General features: G+C 35.4%; 25 protein-coding genes and 1 tRNA gene. 5 read left to right on the forward strand and 21 right to left on the reverse strand.

The genetic code is table 11. From position 1 onward, the window contains the following. Positions 1–10: 10 nt before the first annotated feature. The 3 genes from yajC to ODR02_RS21590 are packed head-to-tail and all read right to left on the reverse strand — an operon-like array spanning position 11 to position 1,797. Positions 11–373 (reverse strand): preprotein translocase subunit YajC, encoded by a 363-nt coding sequence (yajC, locus tag ODR02_RS21580; RefSeq protein ID WP_309513526.1) that lies wholly within the window; start codon positions 371–373, stop codon positions 11–13. Positions 374–383: 10 nt separating this feature from the next. Beyond that, complete coding sequence (locus ODR02_RS21585; RefSeq protein ID WP_209786899.1) at positions 384–890, reverse strand: DUF1573 domain-containing protein; 507 nt, start codon at positions 888–890, stop codon at positions 384–386. Between the two features lies 1 nt (position 891). Next, positions 892–1,797 (reverse strand): transcription antitermination protein NusB, encoded by a 906-nt coding sequence (locus tag ODR02_RS21590; protein ID WP_209786898.1) that lies wholly within the window; start codon positions 1,795–1,797, stop codon positions 892–894. Between the two features lie 91 nt (positions 1,798–1,888). On the opposite strand from ODR02_RS21590, the gene ODR02_RS21595 reads away from it, so the two are divergent. Both ODR02_RS21595 and ODR02_RS21600 read left to right on the forward strand, forming a co-directional pair. Next, the gene (locus ODR02_RS21595; RefSeq protein WP_209786897.1) at positions 1,889–3,550 is read left to right on the forward strand and encodes an ABC transporter ATP-binding protein; all 1,662 of its coding nucleotides are present in this window, start codon (positions 1,889–1,891) and stop codon (positions 3,548–3,550) included. A gap of 99 nt (positions 3,551–3,649) precedes the next feature. Beyond that, a complete protein-coding gene (locus ODR02_RS21600) occupies positions 3,650–3,985 on the forward strand; it encodes a DUF3276 family protein (protein WP_034701927.1) in 336 nt (111 codons plus the stop codon). A 194-nt stretch (positions 3,986–4,179) separates the two neighbouring features. Here ODR02_RS21600 and ODR02_RS21605 read toward each other — a convergent pair whose 3' ends face one another. The 12 genes from ODR02_RS21605 to ODR02_RS21660 all read right to left on the reverse strand — a co-directional run bounded on the left by ODR02_RS21605 (position 4,180) and on the right by ODR02_RS21660 (position 17,231). Further along, entirely contained in the window at positions 4,180–6,423 is a 2,244-nt protein-coding gene (locus tag ODR02_RS21605) for an FG-GAP repeat domain-containing protein (RefSeq protein ID WP_309513527.1), read from the reverse strand. A 340-nt stretch (positions 6,424–6,763) separates the two neighbouring features. Then, positions 6,764–6,839: transfer RNA gene (locus ODR02_RS21610), tRNA-His, on the reverse strand. A 35-nt stretch (positions 6,840–6,874) separates the two neighbouring features. Next, complete coding sequence (gene bshB1 / locus ODR02_RS21615; protein ID WP_209786895.1) at positions 6,875–7,594, reverse strand: bacillithiol biosynthesis deacetylase BshB1; 720 nt, start codon at positions 7,592–7,594, stop codon at positions 6,875–6,877. A gap of 82 nt (positions 7,595–7,676) precedes the next feature. Then, a complete protein-coding gene (locus tag ODR02_RS21620) occupies positions 7,677–9,329 on the reverse strand; it encodes a tetratricopeptide repeat protein (RefSeq protein ID WP_309513528.1) in 1,653 nt (550 codons plus the stop codon). Between the two features lie 89 nt (positions 9,330–9,418). Further along, a complete protein-coding gene (locus tag ODR02_RS21625) occupies positions 9,419–10,291 on the reverse strand; it encodes a PstS family phosphate ABC transporter substrate-binding protein (protein ID WP_309513529.1) in 873 nt (290 codons plus the stop codon). Continuing rightward, positions 10,281–10,478: a DUF308 domain-containing protein gene (locus tag ODR02_RS21630; RefSeq protein ID WP_209786892.1), complete on the reverse strand. Its 198-nt coding sequence runs from the start codon at positions 10,476–10,478 to the stop codon at positions 10,281–10,283. Before ODR02_RS21630 ends, ODR02_RS21625 begins: the two co-directional genes overlap by 11 nt. A gap of 75 nt (positions 10,479–10,553) precedes the next feature. Beyond that, complete coding sequence (locus ODR02_RS21635) at positions 10,554–11,393, reverse strand: energy transducer TonB (protein WP_105681685.1); 840 nt, start codon at positions 11,391–11,393, stop codon at positions 10,554–10,556. A 28-nt stretch (positions 11,394–11,421) separates the two neighbouring features. Continuing rightward, positions 11,422–11,988 carry an ExbD/TolR family protein gene (locus ODR02_RS21640; RefSeq protein ID WP_209786891.1) on the reverse strand — a complete coding sequence of 189 codons (567 nt, stop codon included), beginning with the start codon at positions 11,986–11,988 and terminating at the stop codon, positions 11,422–11,424. 14 nt (positions 11,989–12,002) lie between these two features. Next, the gene (locus tag ODR02_RS21645; protein ID WP_209786890.1) at positions 12,003–12,605 is read right to left on the reverse strand and encodes an ExbD/TolR family protein; all 603 of its coding nucleotides are present in this window, start codon (positions 12,603–12,605) and stop codon (positions 12,003–12,005) included. Positions 12,606–12,666: 61 nt separating this feature from the next. Further along, positions 12,667–13,530, reverse strand: a complete 864-nt coding sequence (locus tag ODR02_RS21650) for a MotA/TolQ/ExbB proton channel family protein (protein WP_209786889.1) — start codon at positions 13,528–13,530, stop codon at positions 12,667–12,669. A gap of 240 nt (positions 13,531–13,770) precedes the next feature. Further along, positions 13,771–16,584: a leucine--tRNA ligase gene (gene leuS, locus ODR02_RS21655; RefSeq protein ID WP_309513530.1), complete on the reverse strand. Its 2,814-nt coding sequence runs from the start codon at positions 16,582–16,584 to the stop codon at positions 13,771–13,773. A gap of 170 nt (positions 16,585–16,754) precedes the next feature. Beyond that, a complete protein-coding gene (locus ODR02_RS21660; RefSeq protein WP_209786887.1) occupies positions 16,755–17,231 on the reverse strand; it encodes a lipocalin family protein in 477 nt (158 codons plus the stop codon). A gap of 145 nt (positions 17,232–17,376) precedes the next feature. On the opposite strand from ODR02_RS21660, the gene ODR02_RS21665 reads away from it, so the two are divergent. The 3 genes from ODR02_RS21665 to ODR02_RS21675 are packed head-to-tail and all read left to right on the forward strand — an operon-like array spanning position 17,377 to position 19,815. After that, on the forward strand, positions 17,377–18,408 hold the full coding sequence (locus ODR02_RS21665) for an acyltransferase family protein (RefSeq protein ID WP_309513531.1): 1,032 nt from the start codon (positions 17,377–17,379) through the stop codon (positions 18,406–18,408). A 22-nt stretch (positions 18,409–18,430) separates the two neighbouring features. Then, a complete protein-coding gene (locus ODR02_RS21670; protein WP_309513532.1) occupies positions 18,431–19,189 on the forward strand; it encodes a glycosyltransferase family 2 protein in 759 nt (252 codons plus the stop codon). Next, a complete protein-coding gene (locus ODR02_RS21675) occupies positions 19,189–19,815 on the forward strand; it encodes a deoxyuridine 5'-triphosphate nucleotidohydrolase (protein WP_105681691.1) in 627 nt (208 codons plus the stop codon). Before ODR02_RS21670 ends, ODR02_RS21675 begins: the two co-directional genes overlap by 1 nt. Here the strand turns inward: ODR02_RS21675 and ODR02_RS21680 are convergent. The 6 genes from ODR02_RS21680 to ODR02_RS23615 form a co-directional block, all read right to left on the reverse strand. Further along, on the reverse strand, positions 19,807–21,045 hold the full coding sequence (locus ODR02_RS21680) for a 3-deoxy-D-manno-octulosonic acid transferase (protein ID WP_209786884.1): 1,239 nt from the start codon (positions 21,043–21,045) through the stop codon (positions 19,807–19,809). The two genes, ODR02_RS21675 and ODR02_RS21680, sit on opposite strands and share 9 nt — an antisense overlap. A 5-nt stretch (positions 21,046–21,050) precedes the next feature. Next, positions 21,051–21,395 carry a cupin domain-containing protein gene (locus tag ODR02_RS21685; RefSeq protein ID WP_209786883.1) on the reverse strand — a complete coding sequence of 115 codons (345 nt, stop codon included), beginning with the start codon at positions 21,393–21,395 and terminating at the stop codon, positions 21,051–21,053. Next, positions 21,392–21,859 (reverse strand): DUF1648 domain-containing protein, encoded by a 468-nt coding sequence (locus ODR02_RS21690; protein ID WP_209786882.1) that lies wholly within the window; start codon positions 21,857–21,859, stop codon positions 21,392–21,394. Before ODR02_RS21690 ends, ODR02_RS21685 begins: the two co-directional genes overlap by 4 nt. 22 nt (positions 21,860–21,881) lie before the next feature. Further along, the gene (locus ODR02_RS21695) at positions 21,882–22,598 is read right to left on the reverse strand and encodes a C40 family peptidase (protein ID WP_209786881.1); all 717 of its coding nucleotides are present in this window, start codon (positions 22,596–22,598) and stop codon (positions 21,882–21,884) included. A gap of 87 nt (positions 22,599–22,685) precedes the next feature. Beyond that, positions 22,686–23,333 carry an O-methyltransferase gene (locus tag ODR02_RS21700; protein ID WP_105681695.1) on the reverse strand — a complete coding sequence of 216 codons (648 nt, stop codon included), beginning with the start codon at positions 23,331–23,333 and terminating at the stop codon, positions 22,686–22,688. Positions 23,334–23,461: 128 nt separating this feature from the next. Further along, complete coding sequence (locus ODR02_RS23615) at positions 23,462–23,617, reverse strand: CCPGW family putative bacteriocin (RefSeq protein WP_408916104.1); 156 nt, start codon at positions 23,615–23,617, stop codon at positions 23,462–23,464. Positions 23,618–23,852: the final 235 nt, after the last annotated feature.

The raw sequence follows: 23,852 nt of genomic DNA on the forward strand, positions 1-23,852 counted from the left end.
TCAGACTGAATTATTTTTTTTCTTCAGTTGCTGTTTCTTTTTTGTCTTCTGCCTTCTCAACAGTTTTTGCTTTATCTCCAAAACGAGCTTCTGTCATTTCTCTTGAAACTGCTGCTTTTTCGAATTTCAGTTTTCCGGATAATGTTTCGATAACAAAACCGTCATCCTGAACCTGAGCAATTCTTCCGTGAAGACCTGATGTAAGAACTACTCTTGTTCCTACTTTAAGGTTTTCCTGAAAGTTTTTCTCCTGCTTCTGTTTTCTCATCTGAGGTCTGATCATCAGGAAATAAAATCCTACAAACATCACCCCCATCATGATCAGCATCATTGGTGATGATCCACCTGCTGCCTGTAAAAATAGTGTCAACATATTGTAAATATTATGGTTGAATGTTTGCTGTGAAAGTTAATCTGATTGGAGCTTTTTCTACGTTTGCAAAAACATCTGCATACTTCTGAACGTTTCCGTCAAAGCTTGAAGAATCGAAATGCAAAGTAACTTTTCCTTTTTTACCCGGCATAATCGGTTCTTTTGTAAAGTCTGGCGCTGTACATCCGCATCCTGGCTTCACTTCAGAAATGATCAATGGGTTTTTCCCTGTGTTGGTAATTTCATATACGTGCTCTACTTTATCTCCTTTTTTGATTTTTCCAAAATCGAAGCTGTTTTCAGATAAAGCTACAGAAGTAGATGGTTCATTAGAAACCGGAGCAGCTGCTTCACCCGATACAGGCGCTGCCGCAGAATCAGTGGTTACCGGAGCCGCAACAGCTGCAGAATCAGTAGTTGCAGTTTCAGTGCTTTGAGTTTCTTTGTTTTCCTTTTTACATGAAATTAACCCAAAGCCTATAATAGACAAGGCGATAATTGATAACGTCTTTTTCATTTTATATTCTATTTTGATCTTTACAATATTTATCTAAAATACCATTGATGAAGATATTGGAACGGTCTGTAGCAAATACTTTTGCAATTTCAATATATTCATTAATGATCACTCTTGAAGGGGTAAAAGCAAAGTTATCAAGCTCTGCAATGGCTGTAGACAAAATTACTTTATCCATTAAAGAAACTCTTTCCAGATCCCAGTTTTCCAATCTTTCTTCCAGCTTCTTTTCGTTGTTTTCCCAGTTGTTCAGAGTATCTCTCAACAATTTTGCAGCGAATGTTTTATCTTCTTCATCTTTAATCATTTTGATCAAAGTTCTGCTTTCTTCATCTTCTCTCAGGAAACCGATCGTTTTTTGTACCATGGAGTTGGCAATGTGAATATCATCATACCATGAAAGTTCTTTATCTCCAAGATAATCATGAAAATCTTCATTTTCAGCAATATATCTTAAAAATAATTTTCCGATAAACTTCTGATCTTCTTCAAAAGAGTATCCATCTTCTTTCATGAAATCCTGATAACGCTTTCCAGCAGTAATTCTTTGGAAAGTTTTTACCAATAGATCATCATGCATATCCCATTTCAACTGCTTATGCTGACCTGTAAAAAACAATCTTTCAGGATTTTCTTCCAGTTTAAGCAATACCTGGTTGTTGATGAATTTTTGGTTAGGATTAATGTCAGAATCAGTTTTAAGATATTTGTTCTTCCCAATTTCGATCTGGTGTTCTGCCAATTCTTTAAGAGCCACCAAAAAATTGAGCTGGTAAATGTATAGATAATAGATTTTCTCTATACCAGCAAACATGTTTTTCTCTAAAACATCAAACTTTACAGGATTTTGGTAGTATGAATACACTGTCTGTACTACTTTTTCACGGATTTGTCGTCTTCCTAACATTCAAAGAGCTTTTTTATGGGGGCAAAGATACAAAATTTAAAATTGATGAAATTCGTAGTGTGATGACATTTTTGTAATTTTGTACAACTATATGAAAGCGCTTAAAACCTTAAACCCCTATTTTTGGAAACACAAAATACTGTTGTTTTGGGGAGTACTATTTATTATTGCCAGTAATTTCTTCAATATATATAAAGTACAGTTTGTAGGAAAATCTGTGGATGAGCTTACAAAAAACGGAAACCTTGGCTTTAACAATCAGGTTTTGATCTATGTTGGAATTATTGTAGGCTGTTCACTTCTGACCGGATTCTTCACTTTCATGATGAGGCAGACCATTATTGTAGCTTCCAGAAGAATAGAATACGAGCTTAAAAATAAGATCTACAGACATTATCAGGATTTATCTTTAACGGATTATAAGCAGACCACCATCGGAGATCTGATGAACAGATTGAGTGAAGATGTTGTGGCAGTAAGAATGTACCTTGGTCCCGGAGTGATGTATGTAGCTAATTTGATCGTCCTGGTATTGATTACAGCTATTTACATGGTAAAAACAGATGCTTCTATGACGATGTGGACTTTACTTCCGCTTCCGATTTTATCTTATGCCATTTATAAAGTAAGTTCGATCATTAACAAAAAGTCGAAGATCATGCAGAAAAGCCAGTCTGCGATTTCCACTTTTGTACAGGACAGCTTTTCCGGAATTCGGGTGGTGAAATTTTTCGCGAGAGAAAAATACATTGAGAAAAACTACGGGGTAAAAGTCACAGATTATCAAAATAAAGCATTAGATCTTGCCAAAACAGAAGCGTATTTCTTTACTATTATTCTTTTTGTCATCGGATTATTAAACGTAGCGGTCATCTGGATTGGAGGATCCAAATATATTGCAGGGGAATTGAGTATCGGTAAGATTGCAGATTTCTTTATGTATATCAACACCCTGATTTTCCCTTTCTCTATGGTAGGATGGGTAACTTCCGTCAATCAGAGAGCTGAAGCATCGATGCAGAGGATCAATGAATTTATGGATAAAAAGTCTGAGATTGTTAATACCAATTTTGAAAATTATCCTATCAAAGGAGATATAGAATTCAGAAACGTCTCTTATATATATCCTAATACAGGAATCAAAGCGCTGGATAATTTAAGTTTTACTGTAAAAGCCGGAGAATCATTAGCTATTATGGGTAAAACCGGAAGCGGAAAATCAACGATTGCCTTGCTTTTATGCAGACTGATTGATCCTAGTGAAGGAGAGATCCTGATTGATGGCAAAAATCTGAAAGATCATAATCTGTACAACTACAGAAACTTTATCGGATATATTCCTCAGGAGAGCTATCTATTCTCTGATTCTATCGAAAATAATATTGGTTTTGCGATTGATAATCCTTCTCATGAGAAAGTGGTAGAGTACGCAAATATTGCCGATGTTCACAAAAATATTGTGGAGTTTAAAGATGAATATAAAACACTTGTAGGTGAACGGGGAGTTATGCTTTCCGGGGGACAAAAGCAAAGAATTTGTATCGCAAGAGCCTTAATTAAGGATCCTAATATCATTATTTTTGATGATTCCTTGTCTGCATTAGACACTGAAACGGAGCAGAATATTCTGGAAAATATTGATAAAAAAATCAGTAATGCTACTTCCATAATTATCACACACAGAGAGTCTAGCGCTCAAAAAGCCCATCAAATTATCAACCTTACCGAAATTGCCAATTCTGTAACTGCTTAGCCATTTCGTTCTCAATTGTTAAATAAATCATAAAAAAAATTTTGTGATTAAAAGAATTCTTTTATATTTGTTCTTAACAAGATTAAAAAATATCTAACAATGAGTGAATACAAGGAACGCCATGAAAATGAGATTTTCACGAAGGTGTTAAAAGCAGGGAGAAGAACTTATTTCTTTGATGTGCGCGAGACGAAAGCAGGAGATTATTATCTTACAATCACTGAGAGTAAGAAGAATTTCGGAGAGAATGGGGAAGCTACATTCGAGAAGCATAAAATTTACCTTTACAAGGAAGATTTTAAGAGTTTCCAGGAGATGTTTAATGAGTCCACAGATTTCATCATTAATGAAAAGGGTGAGGATGTAATTTCAGAAAAACATGATAAAGACTTCAAAAGCAAATCATTCACAATTGATTCTGACGACGAAGTTTAAAAAAAGAATATCTAAAAACACAAGCATCTGAAAAAGATGCTTTTTTTATGCGCTGCTATCAGGGAGTCTATCCAGGATTTTATTGTTACAACACATATCATAATAGAGTTTGGCTAAAGCCATTGGTTATTTATATATAAAAAAACGGGCTAAAGCCCGTTTCTATTAATATTATATTTTATCCTCTCATCTCGTTATCTTACAGATATCATTTCTTTTAATTCGTCCTTATCAGATTCTGATTTCAGGAAACTGAATAACTCGGCTGGCAATCCGTCTCTACAAGGATCTGCACTTCTGTTGTTCATGTTATTCACACTGTTTGTAACTTGCGCAGCAGAAAACATAACAATGCCTCCATCTTTTCTGAGAGTAACCAATTCTTCATTCTTAGTACTTGAATCAAAATTTCCGAAACACATTACATTATTTTGGGTTTGCAGAAGCGGAAACTTTTCAGAGGTAACACCTAATAAAGTATTTCCATTCAATTTAAATAATTTATAATCGCCATCAAAGTTTCTGTGAGCAATAATTTCAGCAGCACCATCAGCATCAATGTCTCCAACAGCCAAACCTTTCCAGTCTGAAGCTGAACCCCAGTTTGTAAATTCGGTGATCTCTGTGAGAACACCACTATCATTGACACGGTAAACATGGAGACCATTATGTATTAAATTATTATCGTCAGCATCAACAAGCAGTACGATTTCATCTTTACCATCTTTATCAAGATCACCTGACGCAACTGCTTTGATTTTAGAATTCGCAGGCAGATTAAGTGTATTTAAATACACTGATTGCATATCTGTGCCAACAAATTTATACACCTTGACTTCTTTATTAAAATTTCTTACTGTAATCACATCATCCTTTCCGCCGCTGATAAAGTTTCCGGCTGTAACGCCCACCCATTCTGATTGTGCTCCCCAGCCTGTATACTTTGTATGCTCAACAATATTACCGTTTTCAACTTTTAAAACATATAAACCATTTTTGTCGGCATCTGCATGATCACTTAAAGCTATCATTTCACTTTTATTATCTCCAAAAAAATCACCGGCAGCTAATCCTTTCCAGTTATATGAAGCACCCAATACCTTACTGCTGGTAACTTGTTGAAATGCTCTATCATGGGGCTCCAAAGTCTGCATCAATCCATCAAAATTTCTTAAGACAACGAATTCATCATCGCTGTCTCCATCAAAATTACCGCTGGCAACTCCTCTCCAGTCAGAATCTTCACCATACTCGTGATCTGTATTGACAGGTACAATTAAATTTTCAAAATTTGATAAAAGTGCCCAGGTGATAGACGAATCAAATACAGTTATGTTACTATAATAATTCTTGGCAGCCTGTAAATCAGAAACTATCTGATATAATGTTTTATCATCATATTGAGATAAATACAACCATAAATATGCCGTATAAGTTCCATATCGAGGAGTTAAAGTAGGATCAGAGGTATTAATATTATACTTGATATTCCAATTCTCACCATTATAATTGACCCCATTTTTTATATGTAAAGGAGAGATATAAATATCTTTCGTCAACGTTTTAGTATACGCATTTATATCTGCAGTGGTATAAATAAGGCTTCCATTGATTGAAATACCATACTTATTACATTCATAAGGAAACGCTGCTGTCAAATCAGCGTGGGAAATATCTTCACGTAAGTCATCGTGTTTCCAATAGGTCCAGACATTTGATCCCAAAGTGGAATTAAGTTGGGTATTTGCTTTTATAAAATTAGCGATTTGATTGAGCTGGACAAGATAATCGTTCTCATCCGTTGCCCTGTACATCTGTATCAGCACTCTTCCAACAGAACTTTGCATGTTAAAAGGTAAGATTTCATCTGCATAATTTACTGGTGGATTATCATTCCGTTCTTTATAGTAACCTATACTAGCGCTGGTGCTAGGACCAGGCTCCAAGTACCATTGATCTCCATGATAATCAAGTGTTTCTTTTATTTTTTGTACAAGATCAGCAGCAATTGTCATATAATTTTGACCTGCATAACGACCCGTTGAATTATATACTAAATTTTGAATAGTAGTGTCATTCTTGACTATTGCCGCGAACTTAGCCATAGGATATGTAATATTAGCACTATGTACCAAGTGAGAATAAGGCAAGCCTGAATCCATTGTTGCATTGTAGTGGTTAGTAGACCAGGTAGGTCCTGAATATCCCCGGTAATCATATATCTTACTTAATCCCTGCACCTGATCTCTCAGATCGTCCCTTCTATCAATTGTATTTCCAATACACTTGATCAAAGTATTAGCATATTTTGGATCATGTGTTTTTTCATACATAAGAACCAATGCTTCCATATGAGCAGGAACTCCCCAGGCAAATTCAAGCTGGTCCGAACTTGTAGAATTACCATTCCACTGGTCGAGTCCTCTGGTATCAAACAAGCGTTTATAATAAGATTGAGGATTTGATTGGGAGTATGATAACATGGAGAAGAGCCCAATAGCAATAATAAAGAGTTTTTTCATATTAATAGTTTTGATTTGATATCATTTCAAAGAGAATTTCTTCCCATGATTCTGATTAAACAAATATAAAAGTTTCAATACTAATCTTTAAATTTATTTTAAAGAACTTAATAAGAACCATTTTTGTACACTGGCTTAAGAATTATATACGTATGACGGAGAAAAGATTTTGGAAAGGGGATGAAAAAGAAGTGTCTGTATTTTTTGAAACAGACATAAAATAAAAAAGTACACTTGTAAAAAGTGTACTTTCTTTGGGTGAATGAGGGGTCTCGAACCCCCGACCTTCGGAACCACAATCCGACGCTCTAACCAACTGAGCTACAATCACCGTTTTGTGAGTGCAAATATAGAACATTTTCCTCAACTACCAAACAATTCCATCAAAATTTTTCAAAGAAATTAATTTCTCAGACGTAAAGCCCTCAGCATAAGTAACTCCCGATAATCGGCCTAAATCCTGTGCTCGGTATGTTAAGCTCTCATAAAAGTCTTTTGTGGTAATCGGAGTCTCAGGTTCTTTAGAAGTAGGGTCATAAAACTGAGTTTTGTAGGCCATGCAAGCTTCTAGTTTTGTATTAAGATGTTCTGAAATGTCAATTACAAATTCCGGTTTGATATCTTTCCATTGAATATAGTGAAAAACATGTTTAGGTCTCCATACTTCCTGATTCTCTCCATCCAATACCGTTTCAATTTTTCTCAGTCCGGACAAAAAGCACGCATCCGACACTAATTTCGCTCCTTTTGCATGGTCTGGATGTCTATCATCAATGGCGTTGGCTAACACGATTTCCGGACGGTATTTGCGAATCATTTTTACGATCCTCATTTGGTACTCTTCAGAATTTACCAAGAAACCATCTTTCATTCCCAGATTCTCTCTGGCGGAAAGTCCTAAAATTTTGGCAGCATCAGCGGCTTCTGACTTTCTGGTTTCATCAGTCCCTCTTGTTCCCAGTTCTCCTCTTGTAAGATCTACAACCACACATTTTTTTCCTTCAGAAACCATTTTAGCAATAGTTCCTCCGCATCCCAGCTCTACATCATCAGGATGGGCTCCAAAAGCAAGTATATCAGTTTTCATAGATTCAAAGATAGGATTTAAAATAAAAACTTCCCAAACATTACGAATGGGAAGTTTTAATATCTATAATTTAAAATTTAAATTACTTATTGATTTCTGCATTTAATTTTACAGCATCCTGATAAGTAGGATCTAGCTGTAAAGATTTAGCTACATAATCTTTTGCTTTTGCCGCATCAGAATCTTTACTCATATAAGCTACCGCGAAGTAAGCGTAAGCAAGAGTCTGCTTGTTAGCCTCCTGATCAGCTGGTTTTACTGTACTGATGAATTTTTCATAAGCCAATTTTGCCGCATCATTGTTTCCAGCTTGCTGGTAAGAATACCCCTGGCTGTAATATGCAGGAGCCCAGTCAGGAAGAAGAGCTGACATTTTTTGCCATGTAAGAATTGCTCCGTTCCAGTTTTTAATATCCTGGTAAGCTGTTGCTAATTTAAATAGAGCATCAGAATCCTGGTTGTTTGCCGCTACCTGCTTTTTCAATGCTTCAATTGCAGGGTTAGTAGGTCCTTTATCAACTTCTGATTGAGATACACCACCGCCACCTGCGATGTTAGCTAATTCAAGATCCCATTTCATGGTCTCATCTTTAGCAGCCTTTGCAATAGCAACTTTCTGCTGAGCTTCCGTCATTAAAGCTGTTTTTTTAGCAGCATCCTTTTCATCTTTTGCTAAACCTGCAGCGATAAGTCCTTGTAAACCTTGGTCAGCAGGCTGTACTCTTGTTTTTTCAGCCTGAGAAACGAAAGTATCCATATTCTGCTTGGCATCAGTATAGTTTTTATCTGCATACGCCTGGTAAGCTCTTAATTTGAACTTAATAGGATCATCGATTTTATCAAAGATTTTATCCAAAACCATTTTAGAGTTTGCATAATCTTCATTCGTGAAGTATAACTTAGCAATTTCTAATTGAGTATATGGATCTTCGTCAGCATATTTTGTATAGTTGATAAGATCCTGTGTTGCTTTTGCATTTTGTTGGTATCTGATATCATAACCAGCCAATGCCTTATATGCAGGAGCATAAGTAGCATCTACCCCAATAGCTTTATCAATGTTTTGTTTAGCTTGCTGCCATTGTTGTGCTGCCATCCATAAAGTTGCCATTCTTGTATAAACGGATGCTTTATTTTTAGCACTAGGTAATGCTTTATCATAAGCAGACATAGCCTCTCCCGGCATTCTCTTTAATCTGTAAGCATCTCCTAATGTATAGTAATAGTGTGCAGGAACACCTTTTTTCTGAGCTTTCTCAATCGCTTTAGTCAAAAACTGGATGGCTAGATCTGGTGAACTGTTTTTCTCAAATAAAGTTAAAGCTTCTGCTGCTCTGAACAGAACTTCAGCATCTTTTTCTCTTGAATCAGTAACTACTTTTTGAATTTCAGCAATGGCATTTTTATCTCCTTTACCTAATTTAACAGCAGCTAAACCAATTTTGTTTAGATAGCTTTTATTGTCAGCTGCTAAACCTTTGTTGAAATTTTCAGTTGCTTTAGCATAATCTGGCTCTCCTTGTCTTAAGAAAGTATTTCCTAAATAGAAGTAGTTATCAGCTGTAGGCTCTTTAGCGATCATTTCAGTGAAATTTGTTTTTGCCTGCGCAAATTTATCACTGTCTATACTGTTAATACCATCCTGCAATGTCTGTGCAGAGGCAAAACCGGTAAAAAATACCACGGCTGCTCCAAAAGCAATCTTCTTTACATTCATATTCATTATATCTTTCATTTTATATTTTCTAATAATTGAGTTATATTCTACACAATTTTCAGACCAAATCAATATTTTATTAGGGATAAATTGTGAATTTAATTTTTTTAACGCATTTGTACCTCTCTCTTATATATGTTATAAGGCTGCAGACCTTCTTTCTGTACAATCTTTTGGCCTAAATGGGTACATGAAAACCTTATAAATCCATTAGCAATATTAAAATTGCCTTCGTTAATAAGGAAATAAAGGACTCTTGTAAACGGATATTCCATGGTACGAAGTCCATCGAAATCTGCCGTGTATGATTTTCCTTTCTCAACCACAGGAAGAACTTTCACCATATCTCTCAACCTTTCTGAAGTTTTATCATAAGGACGGCTAAAAGTATTAAGTCCAACAACGCCAATTTTGTTCGGATATTTTCCTAATTCCTCGATAATCTGTTGATTTCCCGGAATAATGGAAAATTTAAGGTCTTTTGGTTGTTTTTTAAGTTTTTCCGCAACAAAATTCAAATTACTTGAATTGGTTCCGTCGAAGATAAATTCTTTTTTATCAGACATCAGCCCACTGTTGATTTCCTCCATAGAAATACTTTCTTTCGGAGAATCTTTAGGAACAACAAATACGACTGCATCTGCAGCAAATTTGGAAGGAAGAAACTTCAAGTCTGTTCTTTCCTCATATGTTTTTATTTCTTCTGGGTTAAGATTTCTGGACATTACCACTGCTTTAGCACTTCCTTTAAGAAGATCAAGAAGTCCTAAATCTTCTTTCTTGGTTACTACTTTGATGTGGGTGTCCGGATAGTTGATCATATAGCCTTCAGCTAATGCCTCTGTAACGCTTTGAAAAGATTCGTCAGTGAAAATTGTAAGATCACCTTTGTGATAGGAAGGAGCGTTTTTCTCCTTTTTGCAGCCTGCAAACATTATGCTCAAAGCAAAAACTACTGCAAGCTTAAAACTATTCTTCATTTCTCGATTTTTTAATTCTTGAGATCGCCCTGTAAATTCTGAAAATACCATAAATAACAAGCACTACTCCCAATGGATAAGCAATAGCAGGTTCTAAATTAGTAAAGAAGAATTTGTAGACAATCACTACAATTCCTAAAACGATATAAAACAATCCCGTAACCAGGGATAACCAATTGAACATCATGTAACAAAAATACCAAAAAAAATAAAAAGAGAAGCATATGCTTCTCTTTTTATTTATATTTTGAATAAATAAGTCTTATTCAAAGTTCATAGTAAATGGTACGCTATAGTAAGATCTAACGCTCTCCCCGTTTCTCTTCGCAGGAGTCCATTTTTTAAGTTTCTTAACTACACGCATAGCTTCACTGTTGAAGTCGCCATTTGGAGATTTCTCTTCAATAGTAACATTTGAAACAGTTCCGTCTTTTTCTACAACGAACTTAAGCTTAGTTTTAAGCGTTCCTTCACCTCCTTCCATTAGAGAAGTATCAAAGTTATCCCCTAAGAATTTTCTTAATGCTCCCATACCTCCAGGATATTCTGCAGACTGGTCAACATCTTTATAGATCTCGTTAGGGTTATTTGCTTTTACCTCTGCTGTACTAGCTTTAGTACCTGTAGATGGTGGTGGTGGTGGTGGCGTATAAGCTGGAGCCTTTACCCCCTCCTGATTGTTCAAACCAGTTGTAGTTTCCAACTGCTTAGAAATTGGTGGTGGTGGAGTTTCAATTTTCGGAGCTTTTACAGGCTCAGGAACTACGTTCTGAATCACCTCGATTTTCTCTTCTTCTTTTGGAGGAGGAGGTGGTGGTGGTTCTTCGTCTTTAGGCTGCTCGATAATTGGTTCTTCTTCGATAATATCTACAAGGTCTGCCTTTACTTCTTGTTTAGGCGGAGCTGTAAGATTTTTAATCGTAAGATAGATGAACGGAGACAAAGCTGCCAAAAGGAATAAAGCTGTTCCGATGATAAAAGACTTTGTTAAAAGTCTCGGATACTGATGTCTAATATCATAGGCACCATATTCCTTGTTTCTATTTTCAAATACGATCTCGTCTAAAGTAAGATTCTGACCGTATACATTTTCATCTGCCATAGATTAGATATACAATTTTATGGTTAAATTACTTTGTAGCAGCTGGTGCAGCAGCACCTCCTACTTTCTTATCATAAATAGCTTTTTCCCAAGGCTTCACATCAGTAACACCGTACTGCTCACTTTTGGTAATTGCCATTTCGTCAAGAATATCAACAAAGTTCTTATATATAGCATCATCAGTTGGCTTAATGATCACGGTAAATTTCGTTTGATCTGCAGCTCTAGATTTTGCCTGCTGAATTACTTTTCTAATTCCTTCTCTATCAAGAGTAGTTTCCATAAGAGTCTGATCATTCAAGGAAGTAGCATCCTGTTGGTGCCAAAAAACTCTGTTATTTTTTCCTAATAAAATAGAAATTGAGTTAGAAAGTTTAATTTCTGTTGGAGGTGGTTTTTGTTTTTCATCTTTCGGTTTAGCCGGAAGACCCAAATCCATCACATTCGGTTTACTGAATGTAGTTGTGAACATAAAGAAGGTAATCAATAGAAAACCCAAGTCCACCATAGGAGTCATATCGACTCTGGTATTTTGCTTCTTGGAGCGAACCTTGCCGCCCTTTCCGCCTTTTTCTTGTACTTGTACTTCTGCCATTTCTAATGATATTATTATGGTTTACCTTCTTGTGATGTAATCAACCAAAATTTAAGAAAATCAATATCTCTTAAACCCTCAAATAGACTTTTAACTTTAGGGTATTGAGTTGTAACGTCACCTTTAATAGCTAACTTGTAGTCAGGGTTAACGCTCAAACTTTCTTTTACCCAATCAATTAATTGTTTATTTGTACTGTCCATAGGAATACCTGATGGACTCTTATAATTTTTCTGCTCATCTGCAGGCATATCCAAGTACCCTTTAAGCTGGTTCATTGGAACTCCAATTGCCTGAACTTTCTGGAAAGCTGCTTTTTGATTGTTGTCAAAAGTAATACCATACTTTTGTCCCATTTTATCCAAAAGAGCAAGTCTTTCTGATGCATTGTCTACTGGCTGGAAATAGAATTTCCCATCCGGAGTAGCGTTGATAGTCATTAAACTAGCATCAGGAAGCAATTTTTCCGAAATTGAAGATGGCGGTTTGATCTGCTCCACGTCAGGTTTTTTAAACTGAGTGGTCAAGATAAAGAACGTAAGAAGTAGGAACGCAACGTCACACATTGCGGTCATGTCCGTTACGACTCCATGTCTTTTAGGTTTGACTCTCGCCATTATTATAAAATATTTTTAATTAAACTTCTTTTAATTGCTAATGCAAATATCCTGCTAATTCTTAGTTGAATTCAGCAAAAGATTGTTGGATACTCATAGAGATCTCGTCGATCTTGTAAGTTAATCCATCAATTTTAGATGTAAAGAAGTTATAAAGGATAATAGCGATTGCTGAAGTACCAATACCTAATGCCGTGTTAATCAAGGCTTCAGAGATACCTGTAGATAGAGCAGCAGCATCTGGAGTACCACCTCCTGAACCTAATGCAAAGAACGCTTTGATCATCCCGATTACAGTACCAAGAAGTGCGATTAGCGTTGCAACAGTACCTAAAGTAGAAAGGATCATCATGTTTTTCTCAAGCATTGGCATCTCAAGAGTAGTAGCTTCTTCGATAGCTTTGTTAAGAGCTACCATTTTCTGCTCTTTATTTAATGTAGTATCGTGAGAAAGTGCTTTGTAAGTAGTAAGACCTTCTTTTACTACGTTACCAACAGAACCTTGTTGTCTGTCACACTCTTCGATAGCTTCGTCAATTTTGTTTTGGTTTAGTAAGCTTCTTACTTGAACAACGAAGTTGTCTAAGTTTCCTTTTCCAGCTGCTTTACCAAGAACGAAATATCTTTCAAAAGAGAAAACGATTACAGTAATCATGAAAGTAATCAAGATTGGTACGATAACCCCTCCTTTGTAGATAATACCTAAGAACGATTCTGGGTGAATGTCTTTTCCTTCAACACTTGAAAAAGCTACAGAACCACTTCCTAGTTTATCTGCATCTTTAAAGTTTCCTGGGCTACCAAGAACGAATAAATAAATACATATTCCTATAGCAAATAGAATAGGAATAATAACAGCTGGATTTAAACCTCCTGCCTTTCTAGCAACTACTTGCTCATCATTTTTTGAAACATTCATTTCCATATTTAACTAAATTATATTGTTTTAAAATTTTACAGGGTGTAAATTAAAGGCAAAATTAATTAAAATGCAAGAGTCTTAATTAAACATTTTGCTTTTTTTTGATAAAGAAAATTTAATACGATTTCGAAATAGTAATTATTTTAAATTATTTTATTTATTTTTTCCAAATTTAACATTTGAATTAAAAAATCAAAAAAATAAGACACCCATTTTTTTTAATTTCCCAATGTTAATTTTTTTTTAAATTACGATATTCACAATACGGTGAGGGACTACAATGATTTTTTTAGGGGTTTTACCCTCCAAAATCTGTTGCATTTTCTCGTTCGAAATCACCAAATCTTCCACTTCCTTAGCAGATAATTGAGCTGAAAGTGAAATTTTGAACTTCATTTTACCATTTACGCTTACCGGATACTCAATTTCGTCTTCAACCAGATAATCTTCATTTAATGCCGGGAATCTTTCAAATTCTATCGATGTATCGTGTCCTAATAAACTCCATAGTTCTTCACAGATGTGAGGAGCATACGGAGAAATGATAACGGCTAGTGGTTCTAAAATATTGCGCTTGTTGCATTTTATTTTCTGAAGCTCGTTCACCGCAATCATAAATGAAGATACAGAGGTATTGAAAGAGAAATTTTCAATATCATATACGACCTTCTTTATTAAGGTATGTAAAACTTTGTATTCTGCTTTTGAAGGTTCTTCGTCTGAAACTTCAAATACTTCGCCGTTGAAATACAGGTTCCAGAATTTTTTAAGGAAACCATACACTCCGCTTAGCCCTTGTGTATTCCAAGGCTTGGATTGCTCCAATGGTCCTAAGAACATTTCATATAATCTTAGCCCATCCGCTCCGTATTCTTCACAGATATCATCAGGATTTACTACGTTATATTTTGACTTGGACATTTTTTCTACTTCACGGTCTGTGATGTATTTTCCATCTTCAAGAATAAATTCTGCATTAGCATAATCCGGTCTCCATGCTTTGAAAGCTTCAGTATCCAATTCGTCTGAGGTACCTTTTAATAAGGATACGTCTACGTGAATCTGCTGAGTCTGGTAATCTTTAGCTAAATTTTTAGATACATATTGATTAGTTCCGTCAATTCTGTATACAAATGCACTCATTCCTAAGATCATCCCCTGGTTGATCAATTTCTGGAATGGCTCATCATGATTGATATATCCTCTGTCTTTTAAGAACATGTTCCAGAAACGGGAATATAACAAATGTCCGGTTGCGTGTTCGCTTCCTCCTATATATAGGTCTACCTGTCCCCAATAATCTGAAAGATTCTTTGCACAGAATTCTCCGTCATTTTGCGGATCCATATATCTCAGGAAATACCATGAGCTTCCTGCCCAACCTGGCATGGTAGATAATTCTAACGGGAAAATTGTTTTATCATCCACCAGTTCTGTAGCAACTACCTTCTGGTTAGCTTCATCCCATGCAAATTCTTTTGCATTTCCTAATGGCGGATCTCCGTCTTCTGTAGGTAAATATTTTTCAACTTCAGGAAGTTCCAATGGTAAAGCAGAAGCCGGCAATGTGTAAGGCATTCCATCCTTATAATATATAGGAACAGGTTCTCCCCAATAACGCTGTCTTGAGAAAATAGCATCACGCTGTCTGTAATTTGTAGTTCCATGACCGATTCCTTTCGTTTCGATCTCTGAAATTATTTTTGACTTTGCCTCATTATAATTCAATCCGTTTAAGAAATCAGAGTTTACACAAACGGAGTCTTTGGAATCAAAAGATTTTTCCTGAACGTCTTCTTCAGTTTCTACAACTTTTTTAATTTCAAGGTTGAATTTCTTTGCAAATCTATGATCACGTTCGTCATGTGCCGGAACTGCCATCACAGCACCTGTTCCATATCCCATCAATACATAGTCTGAAATATAGATCGGCATTTTTTCGTTGCTGAACGGATTGATTGCATAACTTCCTATGAAAGCACCGCTCACGTTTTTCACGTCAGACATTCTGTCTCTCTCTGTTTTTTTGGAAGTTTCTTCAATATAAGTATCTACTTCTACTTTTTGAGCATCCGTAGTAATGGTTTCTACCAAAGGATTTTCCGGAGCCAATACCATGAAAGTAGCTCCAAAGATGGTATCAGGTCTTGTAGTAAACACCTCAACAATTTCGTCATGACCTTCTACCTGAAACTGAACCTGTGCTCCCTGAGATTTTCCAATCCAGTATTCCTGAGAATCTTTCAATGGCTGTGGCCAGTCTAATGTACTTAATCCTTGTAATAATCTTTCAGAGTATGCAGAGATTCTCATGCTCCACTGCATCATTTTCTTTTGGAAAACAGGGAATCCTCCTCTTTCAGATTTACCGTCTTTCACTTCATCATTGGCCAATACTGTTCCTAATGCAGGACACCAGTTTACAGTGGTTTCAGCTCTGTAAGAAAGACGATAGTTTAACAGGATATCTTCTTTATCAAGATCAGAAGCAATTTTCCATTCTTCTGCTGTGAAATTTAATTCATCATTCTGATTAGCATGTAATCCTTCTGTTCCTTTTTCTTCAAAATGCTTAATCAAAGAATCAATAGCTTCTGCCTTGTCTGTATTTTTATTATACCATGAGTGATACAACTGGATAAAAATCCATTGCGTCCATTTATAATAAGAAGCATCTGAAGTTCTTACTTCTCTGCTCCAGTCGAATGAGAAACCGATTTTTCTCAGCTGCTCTTCGTATCTATTGATATTCTGTTCTGTAGTAATAGCCGGATGCTGTCCTGTCTGGATAGCATACTGTTCAGCAGGAAGTCCAAAACTGTCATATCCTACCGGGTGAAGAACATTAAATCCCTGATGTCTTTTATATCTCGCATAGATATCCGAGGCAATATATCCCAGCGGGTGACCTACGTGAAGTCCCGCTCCGGATGGATACGGAAACATATCGAGTACATAAAACTTGGGTTTATCTGTATTATTAGAGGTTTTATAGGTTTGATTTTCCTCCCAGTATTTCTGCCACTTTTTTTCTATCTGCTGATGATCGTAAAACACTTTATATATATGTTATATGTTAGACTGAATTATTTTTCTTTTTAACAAGATTCACAAAATTAATGATTTTAAAGTAAATAGAAATTGAATTTATGATGAATTACCATTTACCCTCAACAAAAAAATCCCATCCTGGGATGAGATCTATTTTTATGTCCTGAAGTATATTATTATTGAGGAACTCTTTTAAATGTATAAGTTCTAGTTTGGAATATAGTAGGATCCTGAGTCTCTTCTCTTACTGCAAGATTGAGCGTATTGGCATCCAAAGTAATAACTTTTGCATTTTGCGGCTCTACTATTCCCTGAATTTTCATCTGAACGTCTTTTCCTTCCTTGTTATAGGTATAATTAAATTTTATATCTGAAAGAATAGCACACTGACCAGGGGTAGCAGTATCTCCCCAGTTTGTTTTCCCACCTTTGGAATCAGGGCTGAACCACCATCTTGTCTGTTTCTGACAGTCAGTATAAGTAATCGTGTTAGAAACCGGGTCTTCACCAACTTCTACAGTGGTAACTACTTCTTTTAACGGTTGCCATGTCCCAACAAGAGGAGCTTCCAGAACAGTATCATTGTTATCGCTACAGCCAGTAGCTGCAACAAACAAAGACAAACCTGCAAATAGTAATGCTAATTTCTTCATAGATCAATTTTTTCAAGCGCTAAAATTATAATTTTTTTGATTTATATTACTATTTTTTATGAAAAATTATTTCATTGACGTTTATTTATATATATTTTAAAACAGCCAGACCTCATTTCCCCTCTATTTAACAAATAATGAATACATGAGCACCATTCATTTTATTAAAAAAGTTATTTTTGCAAGAAAGAAAATACAAATGCAGGATATTACGAAAAACAATTTTGATTTTATACGCGTTCTCCTTGCCTTTATTGTCTTTCTCGGACATCTTGGCACCCTCAGTAATTCTCCTGATCTTAAAATTTTTGAGTACAGCCCTATAGAAATTGCTGTTTTCGGCTTCTTTGCAGTCAGCGGATTTCTAATAGCAAGGAGTTATGAAAGGTCTTCAAGCCTGAAAAGTTATTTAAAAAAGAGAATCAAAAGAATTGTTCCCGCATACTTATTGGTTATTTTTTTATGTGCTATTTTATTAAGTTTGGTAAGTACTTATTCTTTCACTGAATATTTTAGCAATACACAGGTTTACAAATACCTTTTCTGGAATTCATTATTTTTAAATTTCAAAGCACCCTGGCTTCCCGGAGTTTTTGGAAATCAAGCTGTAAATGGCGCTCTTTGGACACTAAAAATAGAAATGTGCTACTATTTCGCTGTCCCTTTGTTGTTTTTACTTTTCGGAAAAAAGAATAAATACAGAAATATAAGTTTGGTTATTTTATACTTTTTGTCCCTTGTTTATTTAAATTATTTTGAGTCATTAAATAAAATTTCACTGGCCAAGCAGCTTCCCGGAACATTATCCTATTTTATCCCAGGAATGCTGATTTACTTTAATTTCGATCAATTTATCAAACATAAAAATCTCATTTTCATCATCGCTCTTGCTACCGTTTGGATTGATTTATACTTAAAAATTCAGCTTTTTTCCCCAATGATGATTGGTGTTATCGTTATGTATATTGCCTATTCATTCAAATTCTTAAATAATTTCGGAAAATATGGTGATTTCACCTATGGAATTTACATTTTCCACTTCCCAATTATCAGAACTTTCCAGACCTTAGGATTGTTTGAGGATTACAATCCGTTTGTAATGGCTCTGGTATGCATGTTGGTAGTTATTGCTGTAGGGGTAAGCTCGTGGCACCTTTATGAAAAAAGATTTTTATAATTTTACAATTCAAAAAGCATAAATGAAAGATCTTGTCTCCATTATCACTCCCTGTTATAATTCTGCAGAATTTATTGAGGAAACCATACAGTCTGTTCTTAACCAAACCTACGAAAACTGGGAATGGCTGATTACTGATGACCTTTCTAAAGATAATACGGTTGAGATCATTAGAAAATATAATGATCCCAGAATAAAACTACAGGTATTGGAGCAAAATGGAGGAGCAGGAAATGCCCGAAATAAAAGTCTTGAAAGAGCTAATGGAAGATATATTGCATTTCTCGACTCCGATGATTTGTGGTATCCCGAATATCTGGAAAGCATGATTACGTTTCTTCAGCAAAACAATGCAGAACTGGCGTATTGTAACTACTCAAGATGTGATGAATATACAATGGAACCGATTTTAAAAGATTTCAAAGCCGATAAAATTGTTACTTTTTCGAATTTACTTAAAACCTGCAGACTGGCACCGGTTTCTACCATTTATGATACCAAAAGAGTCGGAAAATTTTTCTTTCCGGTAAAAAGTAAGCGTGAAGACCATGTCATGTGGCTGAATTTGTTGAAAGTAATTCCTAAAGGCTACCCGGTAAAAAAGACGATGGCCAAATACAGAATGCGTGAAAACAGTGTTTCCAGAAATAAAAAAAACATCATCAAAGATCAATATCTTGTCTATAAAGATTTCATGGGATTCTCAACAGTAAAATCATTGTATTATACGGCTAACTGGGCGTTAAACGGATTCCTGAAATATTCTAAAATTTTCAATTAATGGAATATTCAAAAGAGTTCAAAGCCGCTCTGAGTGCTTTTTCCGGTCCCGAAAAGGACAAACTAATTTTCAGACTCCTGAGAAAGGATAAATTATTATCTAAAAAACTCTACTTCGAACTTATTGATCCGGAAACTACGGATGATAAGAGAAATTCCATGGAAGATCATGTGGAAGAACAGGTTCTTTTAGCATCAAAATATGTGGGAAATGCCAAATATTTTCTGACGATCGTTCGAAAAATAAGTGCTGAAATTACAGAACATGTAAAAATTACTACGGATAAATTCGGGGAAGTCTCTTTGAACCTTCTTCTCATCAATAAGGTATTGGAAAACAACAGTGACCTCAGCAGACAAAGATTCGACAATGTTTACAAGCTTTATATTTATATCATCAATAAAGTATTTAAATCTCTGATTCTGATAAAGAAACTGGATGAAGATTACTGGATGGAAATTGATGAATATCTCCGTGATACTCAGAATAAACTTTTAGAAAATCACTATCTTCAGAAACTTTGTATTAACAATGGTCTTGACTTCAATTGGCTGGAATGCGACAGGATTCCAGATAACATTGATCAGATGATGAAAGACATTAAAAGCCAGGGATTCTTAAGATAAAATTTTCTGAAGAATCATCTTGGTAGAATCAGGTTTCTCATCAACAAATTTTCCGGCATTTTGAGACATTGAGATAAGTTCTTCTCTGTTCTCTTCATTGATAAGAAATAAAACGAATTCTGCAGCTGTATATTCGTCAGGAAAGGCCTTTCCACCATTGGCAGAGATCAGATCATCAGCCTCCGGATTCTTTTTGTAATGATTCCCAAAAATTACAGGAACGTTAAAGGTTGCGGCCTCCAGAATATTATGAAGTCCGGCATCATGAAATCCTCCTCCTACAACCGCTACATCTGCATAAGAGTATAGTTTTGACAATAGACCAATGCTGTCTATAATCATAATCTGAGCATTGAACATTGAAGGTTGGGAGCGTTGTATTTCGCTGTACAGTAAAGCATCCGGAAATATATTTTTCAAATGCTCTACTCTTTTCAGATCGTGAGGTGCTATAATAAGTTTCGCCGTGTTATTTTTCCGGGAAACGACTTCTGCGATTTTCTCTTCTGCCTGCCATGAACTACCAAAAACAACGACTTTACGCTCTCCTTTAAAGTCTGCAATGAAATCTACGTGATTATCTCTTTCGCGAAGCTGTTTCACCCTGTCAAACCTTGTATCTCCCGTTACAGAAGACTTTATCAACCCTACACTTTTCGCCAAAGCCAATGAAAACTGAGTCTGATGAAAAAACCAGTCTACATTTTTCTGAAGCTGTTTTACAAACCATTTCCCATAAGAGGTAAAGAAAGATTGTCGTTCATAAAACAGAGCGGAAATCACATAAACCTTCACTCCTTGATTTTTCAGTTCGGCAAGGAGATTGTACCAATAATCATACTTAACCGTAAAAAATAGTTCAGTATTAAACTGACCTGTAAATTCTCTTACCGTGCTTTTTTTATCGAAAGGTAAATAACAGATAACATCTGCAATATGTTTCTTTTTAACGACATTCTCATATCCTGAGGGTGAAAAGAAAGTCACCAGAACTTTGTGATTGGGGAAATTTTCTTTAAGCTTCTCCAGCACAGGTAATCCCTGTTCATATTCGCCCAGACTTGCAGCATGCATCCAAATCACTTGATCGGTCTTTGAAAATGCAGTTTTCACTTTACTTAAAGATTCTTTCCTTCCTTCAACGCCTTTTTTAGTTTTATCATTAATCAATGCAAAAACCTTCATTCCGAAAGTAAGGAAACTGATAAATATATTGTAGAGAAAAGCCATTTTTATTATTCTTTAATTTCAATTCTGTCATGATCCGTAGGAGGATTGGATATGACTAAAAACTCAATTTCTTCAGTGGATTCATTGGAGATAAAATGTTTTGATCCTGCTTCAATGGATATAGATTCTCCCTGACCAATCAAGAATTTTTCTTCATTAATGTAAAATGCCGCTTCTCCTTTCAGAATATAAAAAAACTGTTCTGCCACTTTATGAAAGTGCAATTTTTCTGAAGTTCCTGCAGGCATCTTCTCCTGCTTTACGGACAAGCTTTGTGTATTTTTAAGGATCCAGCTGTCACATTGGTTTCCCCAGGTGTAATGTTCTGAATTATCTTTAGAATGTATCATTTGAATAGATGGGCGATAAAAAGTAATGCAGGAGTAAATAAAACAACAGATAAAAAGATGGTAGCAAATGTAATTCTGGGCTTAGCTTTTTCATCCACAGCAGATCTGAACATATAGTCCTGAATATTCATAAAAATAACTGCCAGCAGCAAAAAAAGAATTCTCAATCCAATTTTCATAATTAAAAACTGAGCATTCATATTCTGAGCTGTAATTTCTACAGGGAAATTAGTGTCTTCAGGATGTCTTGTGCCATGGGTAAACACAGCATATAATCCTAAAGTCAGTACAGGCATCAGAAACGCATAGATCCGTCCTCCGAATCCATCCGCTTTCCCTTCCATATCAAAATGTACAGGAATTCTCTCCGGCAAAGTATTATAATTTTTCAGGGTAAACCACCACAGAAAAACAACTAATCCAAAATTAAAAATATCAAAAATTGTAAAAAGAATATTTTCCATTTCAGACGAGATTGAATTAGGATTAGATTACACTTTTCAGCACTCTCAGTTTATGAGTATGCTTATTCATTTCTTTATTAAAAATCCCTGTGGAATCCAGCGTATCAATTCTTACTTTCCCGGAAGCATGGATGATCTTTTGATTCTCCAGCATAATTCCTACGTGGATAATTTTTCCTTCTGCATTTTCAAAGAAAGCAAGATCTCCCGGCTGTGTTTCTTCTATGAAAGTAAGCGGTTCTCCCACCTCAGCCTGCTGTGATGCATCTCTCGGTATTTTAATATTATGGATTTTATACACCAGTTGGGTAAATCCGGAGCAGTCTACTGCAAAAAAGCTTTTGCCTCCCCACAGATAAGGTACATTAAGGAATTCTTTCGCCGTCAATGCAATACTTTCACGCACATCATGACTTCTTCTGGAAGCGACCACCGGAAACTCTACTTCTGATCCCATAGAAAGTAAAGTTTTCCCATCGTTCATGAGTACAGAAGAAAAATCTTCGGTAACAACAGTCACTTTTCTATGGGCTAGTTCTTCATCTGTCACTGGTTTCAGCTGTTTGGTATCCATCCATCCTTCATAGCCATCATAATGCATTTTTATTTTGGTCCAGTTTTTATCTACTTCCAAAATATCTGCACTTTCACCAAACAATATTTCCGTAACAATTTCAGCTCTGTCAGAATTTTCTGCACGAACGGGTGCTACTGTAACAATACAAATTCCTTTATTCATTAACTCTCAATTTAAAGATTGAATAATTTAAAGATTAAAAATACCATCTGTACTTTCTTTAAATGTCGTAATCTTTGGATATTTTAATTACTTTCTGCGAAGAAAATTAACTCCATCACGCAAAGGTAAAATAAGATTTTCAAAATCTTCGTCTTTTGCCGCTAAATCATTTAATTCCTGAATAGACTGAGTAGATTTCAGCTTTGGGTTTTCCTCCAAAACTTTCCCATACCATAGCACATTATCAAAAAGGATTACGGTTCCGGATTTTGTATGGGGTTTAATCAGTCTGAAATATTCAGCGTAGTTTTCCTTATCGGCATCTACAAAAATCAGATCAAAAAATTCATCTGTTTCTTTTAAATATTCTTTGGCATCCTGAAGTTTAAAATCAATCTGACCGGCATATTCACTAGACTCGAAATATTTTCTGGGAAGATAGGCCAGGTCTTCGTTAACGTCCAGCGTAGTAATTTTTCCGTCTTTTGCTAATCCTGATGCCAGACATAAGGTAGCATATCCCGTGAATGTTCCTATCTCCAAAATACTTTTCGGCTGCAGCATCTGGGAAATAATAGTCAGTAATCTTCCCTGCTGATACCCGGAAATCATATGAGGCTGTGTCGTTTTCTGATAAGTCTCTCTTCTCAGCTTTTTCAGAATTTCGGATTCTGAAGAAGCGTGTGCTTCCAAATATCTATCCATTTCAGGATTCTTTTCTTCAAAAAAACTCATACCATTTTAATTTAAACAAATTTAAGGATTTTAAAGCTAGTTTTTAAATTCAACAAGAAGATACAAAAAAAGAGAGAAATTAATCCCTCTCTTTTCGTAGCTATATCTAAATTTTATGTAAAAAATCATTATACTGCTATACAATATTGTCTTATACCAGCACAAACCCATCCCGGGCAACACTCTGTTTGTGGGCTGGTACAAAATATCTGTGGATTACATCCTCTAATAGCACCTTGTACATTTTTCATTTCTTCTCTTGAAAGTTTTTTTGAATTTTTCATAATTATTTTGTTTAGTATTAATTCCTACTCTTTAAGATTTTCGGACACCTCTGTTTTTATTTCCTTTTAAAGGGATTTAAATATACACATTCTTTTGTTAACCAACTAATTATACGCTAATAATTGGTTAGAAATTAAAAAAATACATCATACCGGGAAAACCCCATATGAAATACCGGGAAAATACGGATGGTATTTTTGTGGTATCCGTTGTAAGTTTGCAATAAGAATAAGG

This window comes from Chryseobacterium sp. CFS2 (assembly GCF_036543225.1).
Lineage (GTDB): Bacteria > Bacteroidota > Bacteroidia > Flavobacteriales > Weeksellaceae > Chryseobacterium > Chryseobacterium culicis_A.

What these genes read in the sequence shown, in the direction of transcription:
- ODR02_RS21590 (WP_209786898.1), bottom strand. Translation starts at nt 1,797, where the DNA reads ATGTTAGGAAGACGACAAATCCGTGAAAAAGTAGTACAGACAGTGTAT.
- ODR02_RS21670 (WP_309513532.1), top strand. Translation starts at nt 18,431, where the DNA reads ATGAAAGATCTTGTCTCCATTATCACTCCCTGTTATAATTCTGCAGAA.
- ODR02_RS21700 (WP_105681695.1), bottom strand. Translation starts at nt 23,333, where the DNA reads ATGAGTTTTTTTGAAGAAAAGAATCCTGAAATGGATAGATATTTGGAA.
- ODR02_RS21595 (WP_209786897.1), top strand. Translation starts at nt 1,889, where the DNA reads ATGAAAGCGCTTAAAACCTTAAACCCCTATTTTTGGAAACACAAAATA.
- ODR02_RS21680 (WP_209786884.1), bottom strand. Translation starts at nt 21,045, where the DNA reads ATGGCTTTTCTCTACAATATATTTATCAGTTTCCTTACTTTCGGAATG.
- ODR02_RS21665 (WP_309513531.1), top strand. Translation starts at nt 17,377, where the DNA reads ATGAGCACCATTCATTTTATTAAAAAAGTTATTTTTGCAAGAAAGAAA.
- ODR02_RS21585 (WP_209786899.1), bottom strand. Translation starts at nt 890, where the DNA reads ATGAAAAAGACGTTATCAATTATCGCCTTGTCTATTATAGGCTTTGGG.
- ODR02_RS21640 (WP_209786891.1), bottom strand. Translation starts at nt 11,988, where the DNA reads ATGGCAGAAGTACAAGTACAAGAAAAAGGCGGAAAGGGCGGCAAGGTT.
- ODR02_RS21650 (WP_209786889.1), bottom strand. Translation starts at nt 13,530, where the DNA reads ATGGAAATGAATGTTTCAAAAAATGATGAGCAAGTAGTTGCTAGAAAG.
- ODR02_RS21630 (WP_209786892.1), bottom strand. Translation starts at nt 10,478, where the DNA reads ATGATGTTCAATTGGTTATCCCTGGTTACGGGATTGTTTTATATCGTT.
- yajC (WP_309513526.1), bottom strand. Translation starts at nt 373, where the DNA reads ATGTTGACACTATTTTTACAGGCAGCAGGTGGATCATCACCAATGATG.
- ODR02_RS21625 (WP_309513529.1), bottom strand. Translation starts at nt 10,291, where the DNA reads ATGAAGAATAGTTTTAAGCTTGCAGTAGTTTTTGCTTTGAGCATAATG.
- ODR02_RS21675 (WP_105681691.1), top strand. Translation starts at nt 19,189, where the DNA reads ATGGAATATTCAAAAGAGTTCAAAGCCGCTCTGAGTGCTTTTTCCGGT.
- ODR02_RS23615 (WP_408916104.1), bottom strand. Translation starts at nt 23,617, where the DNA reads ATGAAAAATTCAAAAAAACTTTCAAGAGAAGAAATGAAAAATGTACAA.
- ODR02_RS21620 (WP_309513528.1), bottom strand. Translation starts at nt 9,329, where the DNA reads ATGAAAGATATAATGAATATGAATGTAAAGAAGATTGCTTTTGGAGCA.
- ODR02_RS21660 (WP_209786887.1), bottom strand. Translation starts at nt 17,231, where the DNA reads ATGAAGAAATTAGCATTACTATTTGCAGGTTTGTCTTTGTTTGTTGCA.
- ODR02_RS21645 (WP_209786890.1), bottom strand. Translation starts at nt 12,605, where the DNA reads ATGGCGAGAGTCAAACCTAAAAGACATGGAGTCGTAACGGACATGACC.
- ODR02_RS21685 (WP_209786883.1), bottom strand. Translation starts at nt 21,395, where the DNA reads ATGATACATTCTAAAGATAATTCAGAACATTACACCTGGGGAAACCAA.
- bshB1 (WP_209786895.1), bottom strand. Translation starts at nt 7,594, where the DNA reads ATGAAAACTGATATACTTGCTTTTGGAGCCCATCCTGATGATGTAGAG.
- ODR02_RS21695 (WP_209786881.1), bottom strand. Translation starts at nt 22,598, where the DNA reads ATGAATAAAGGAATTTGTATTGTTACAGTAGCACCCGTTCGTGCAGAA.
- ODR02_RS21600 (WP_034701927.1), top strand. Translation starts at nt 3,650, where the DNA reads ATGAGTGAATACAAGGAACGCCATGAAAATGAGATTTTCACGAAGGTG.
- ODR02_RS21635 (WP_105681685.1), bottom strand. Translation starts at nt 11,393, where the DNA reads ATGGCAGATGAAAATGTATACGGTCAGAATCTTACTTTAGACGAGATC.
- ODR02_RS21690 (WP_209786882.1), bottom strand. Translation starts at nt 21,859, where the DNA reads ATGGAAAATATTCTTTTTACAATTTTTGATATTTTTAATTTTGGATTA.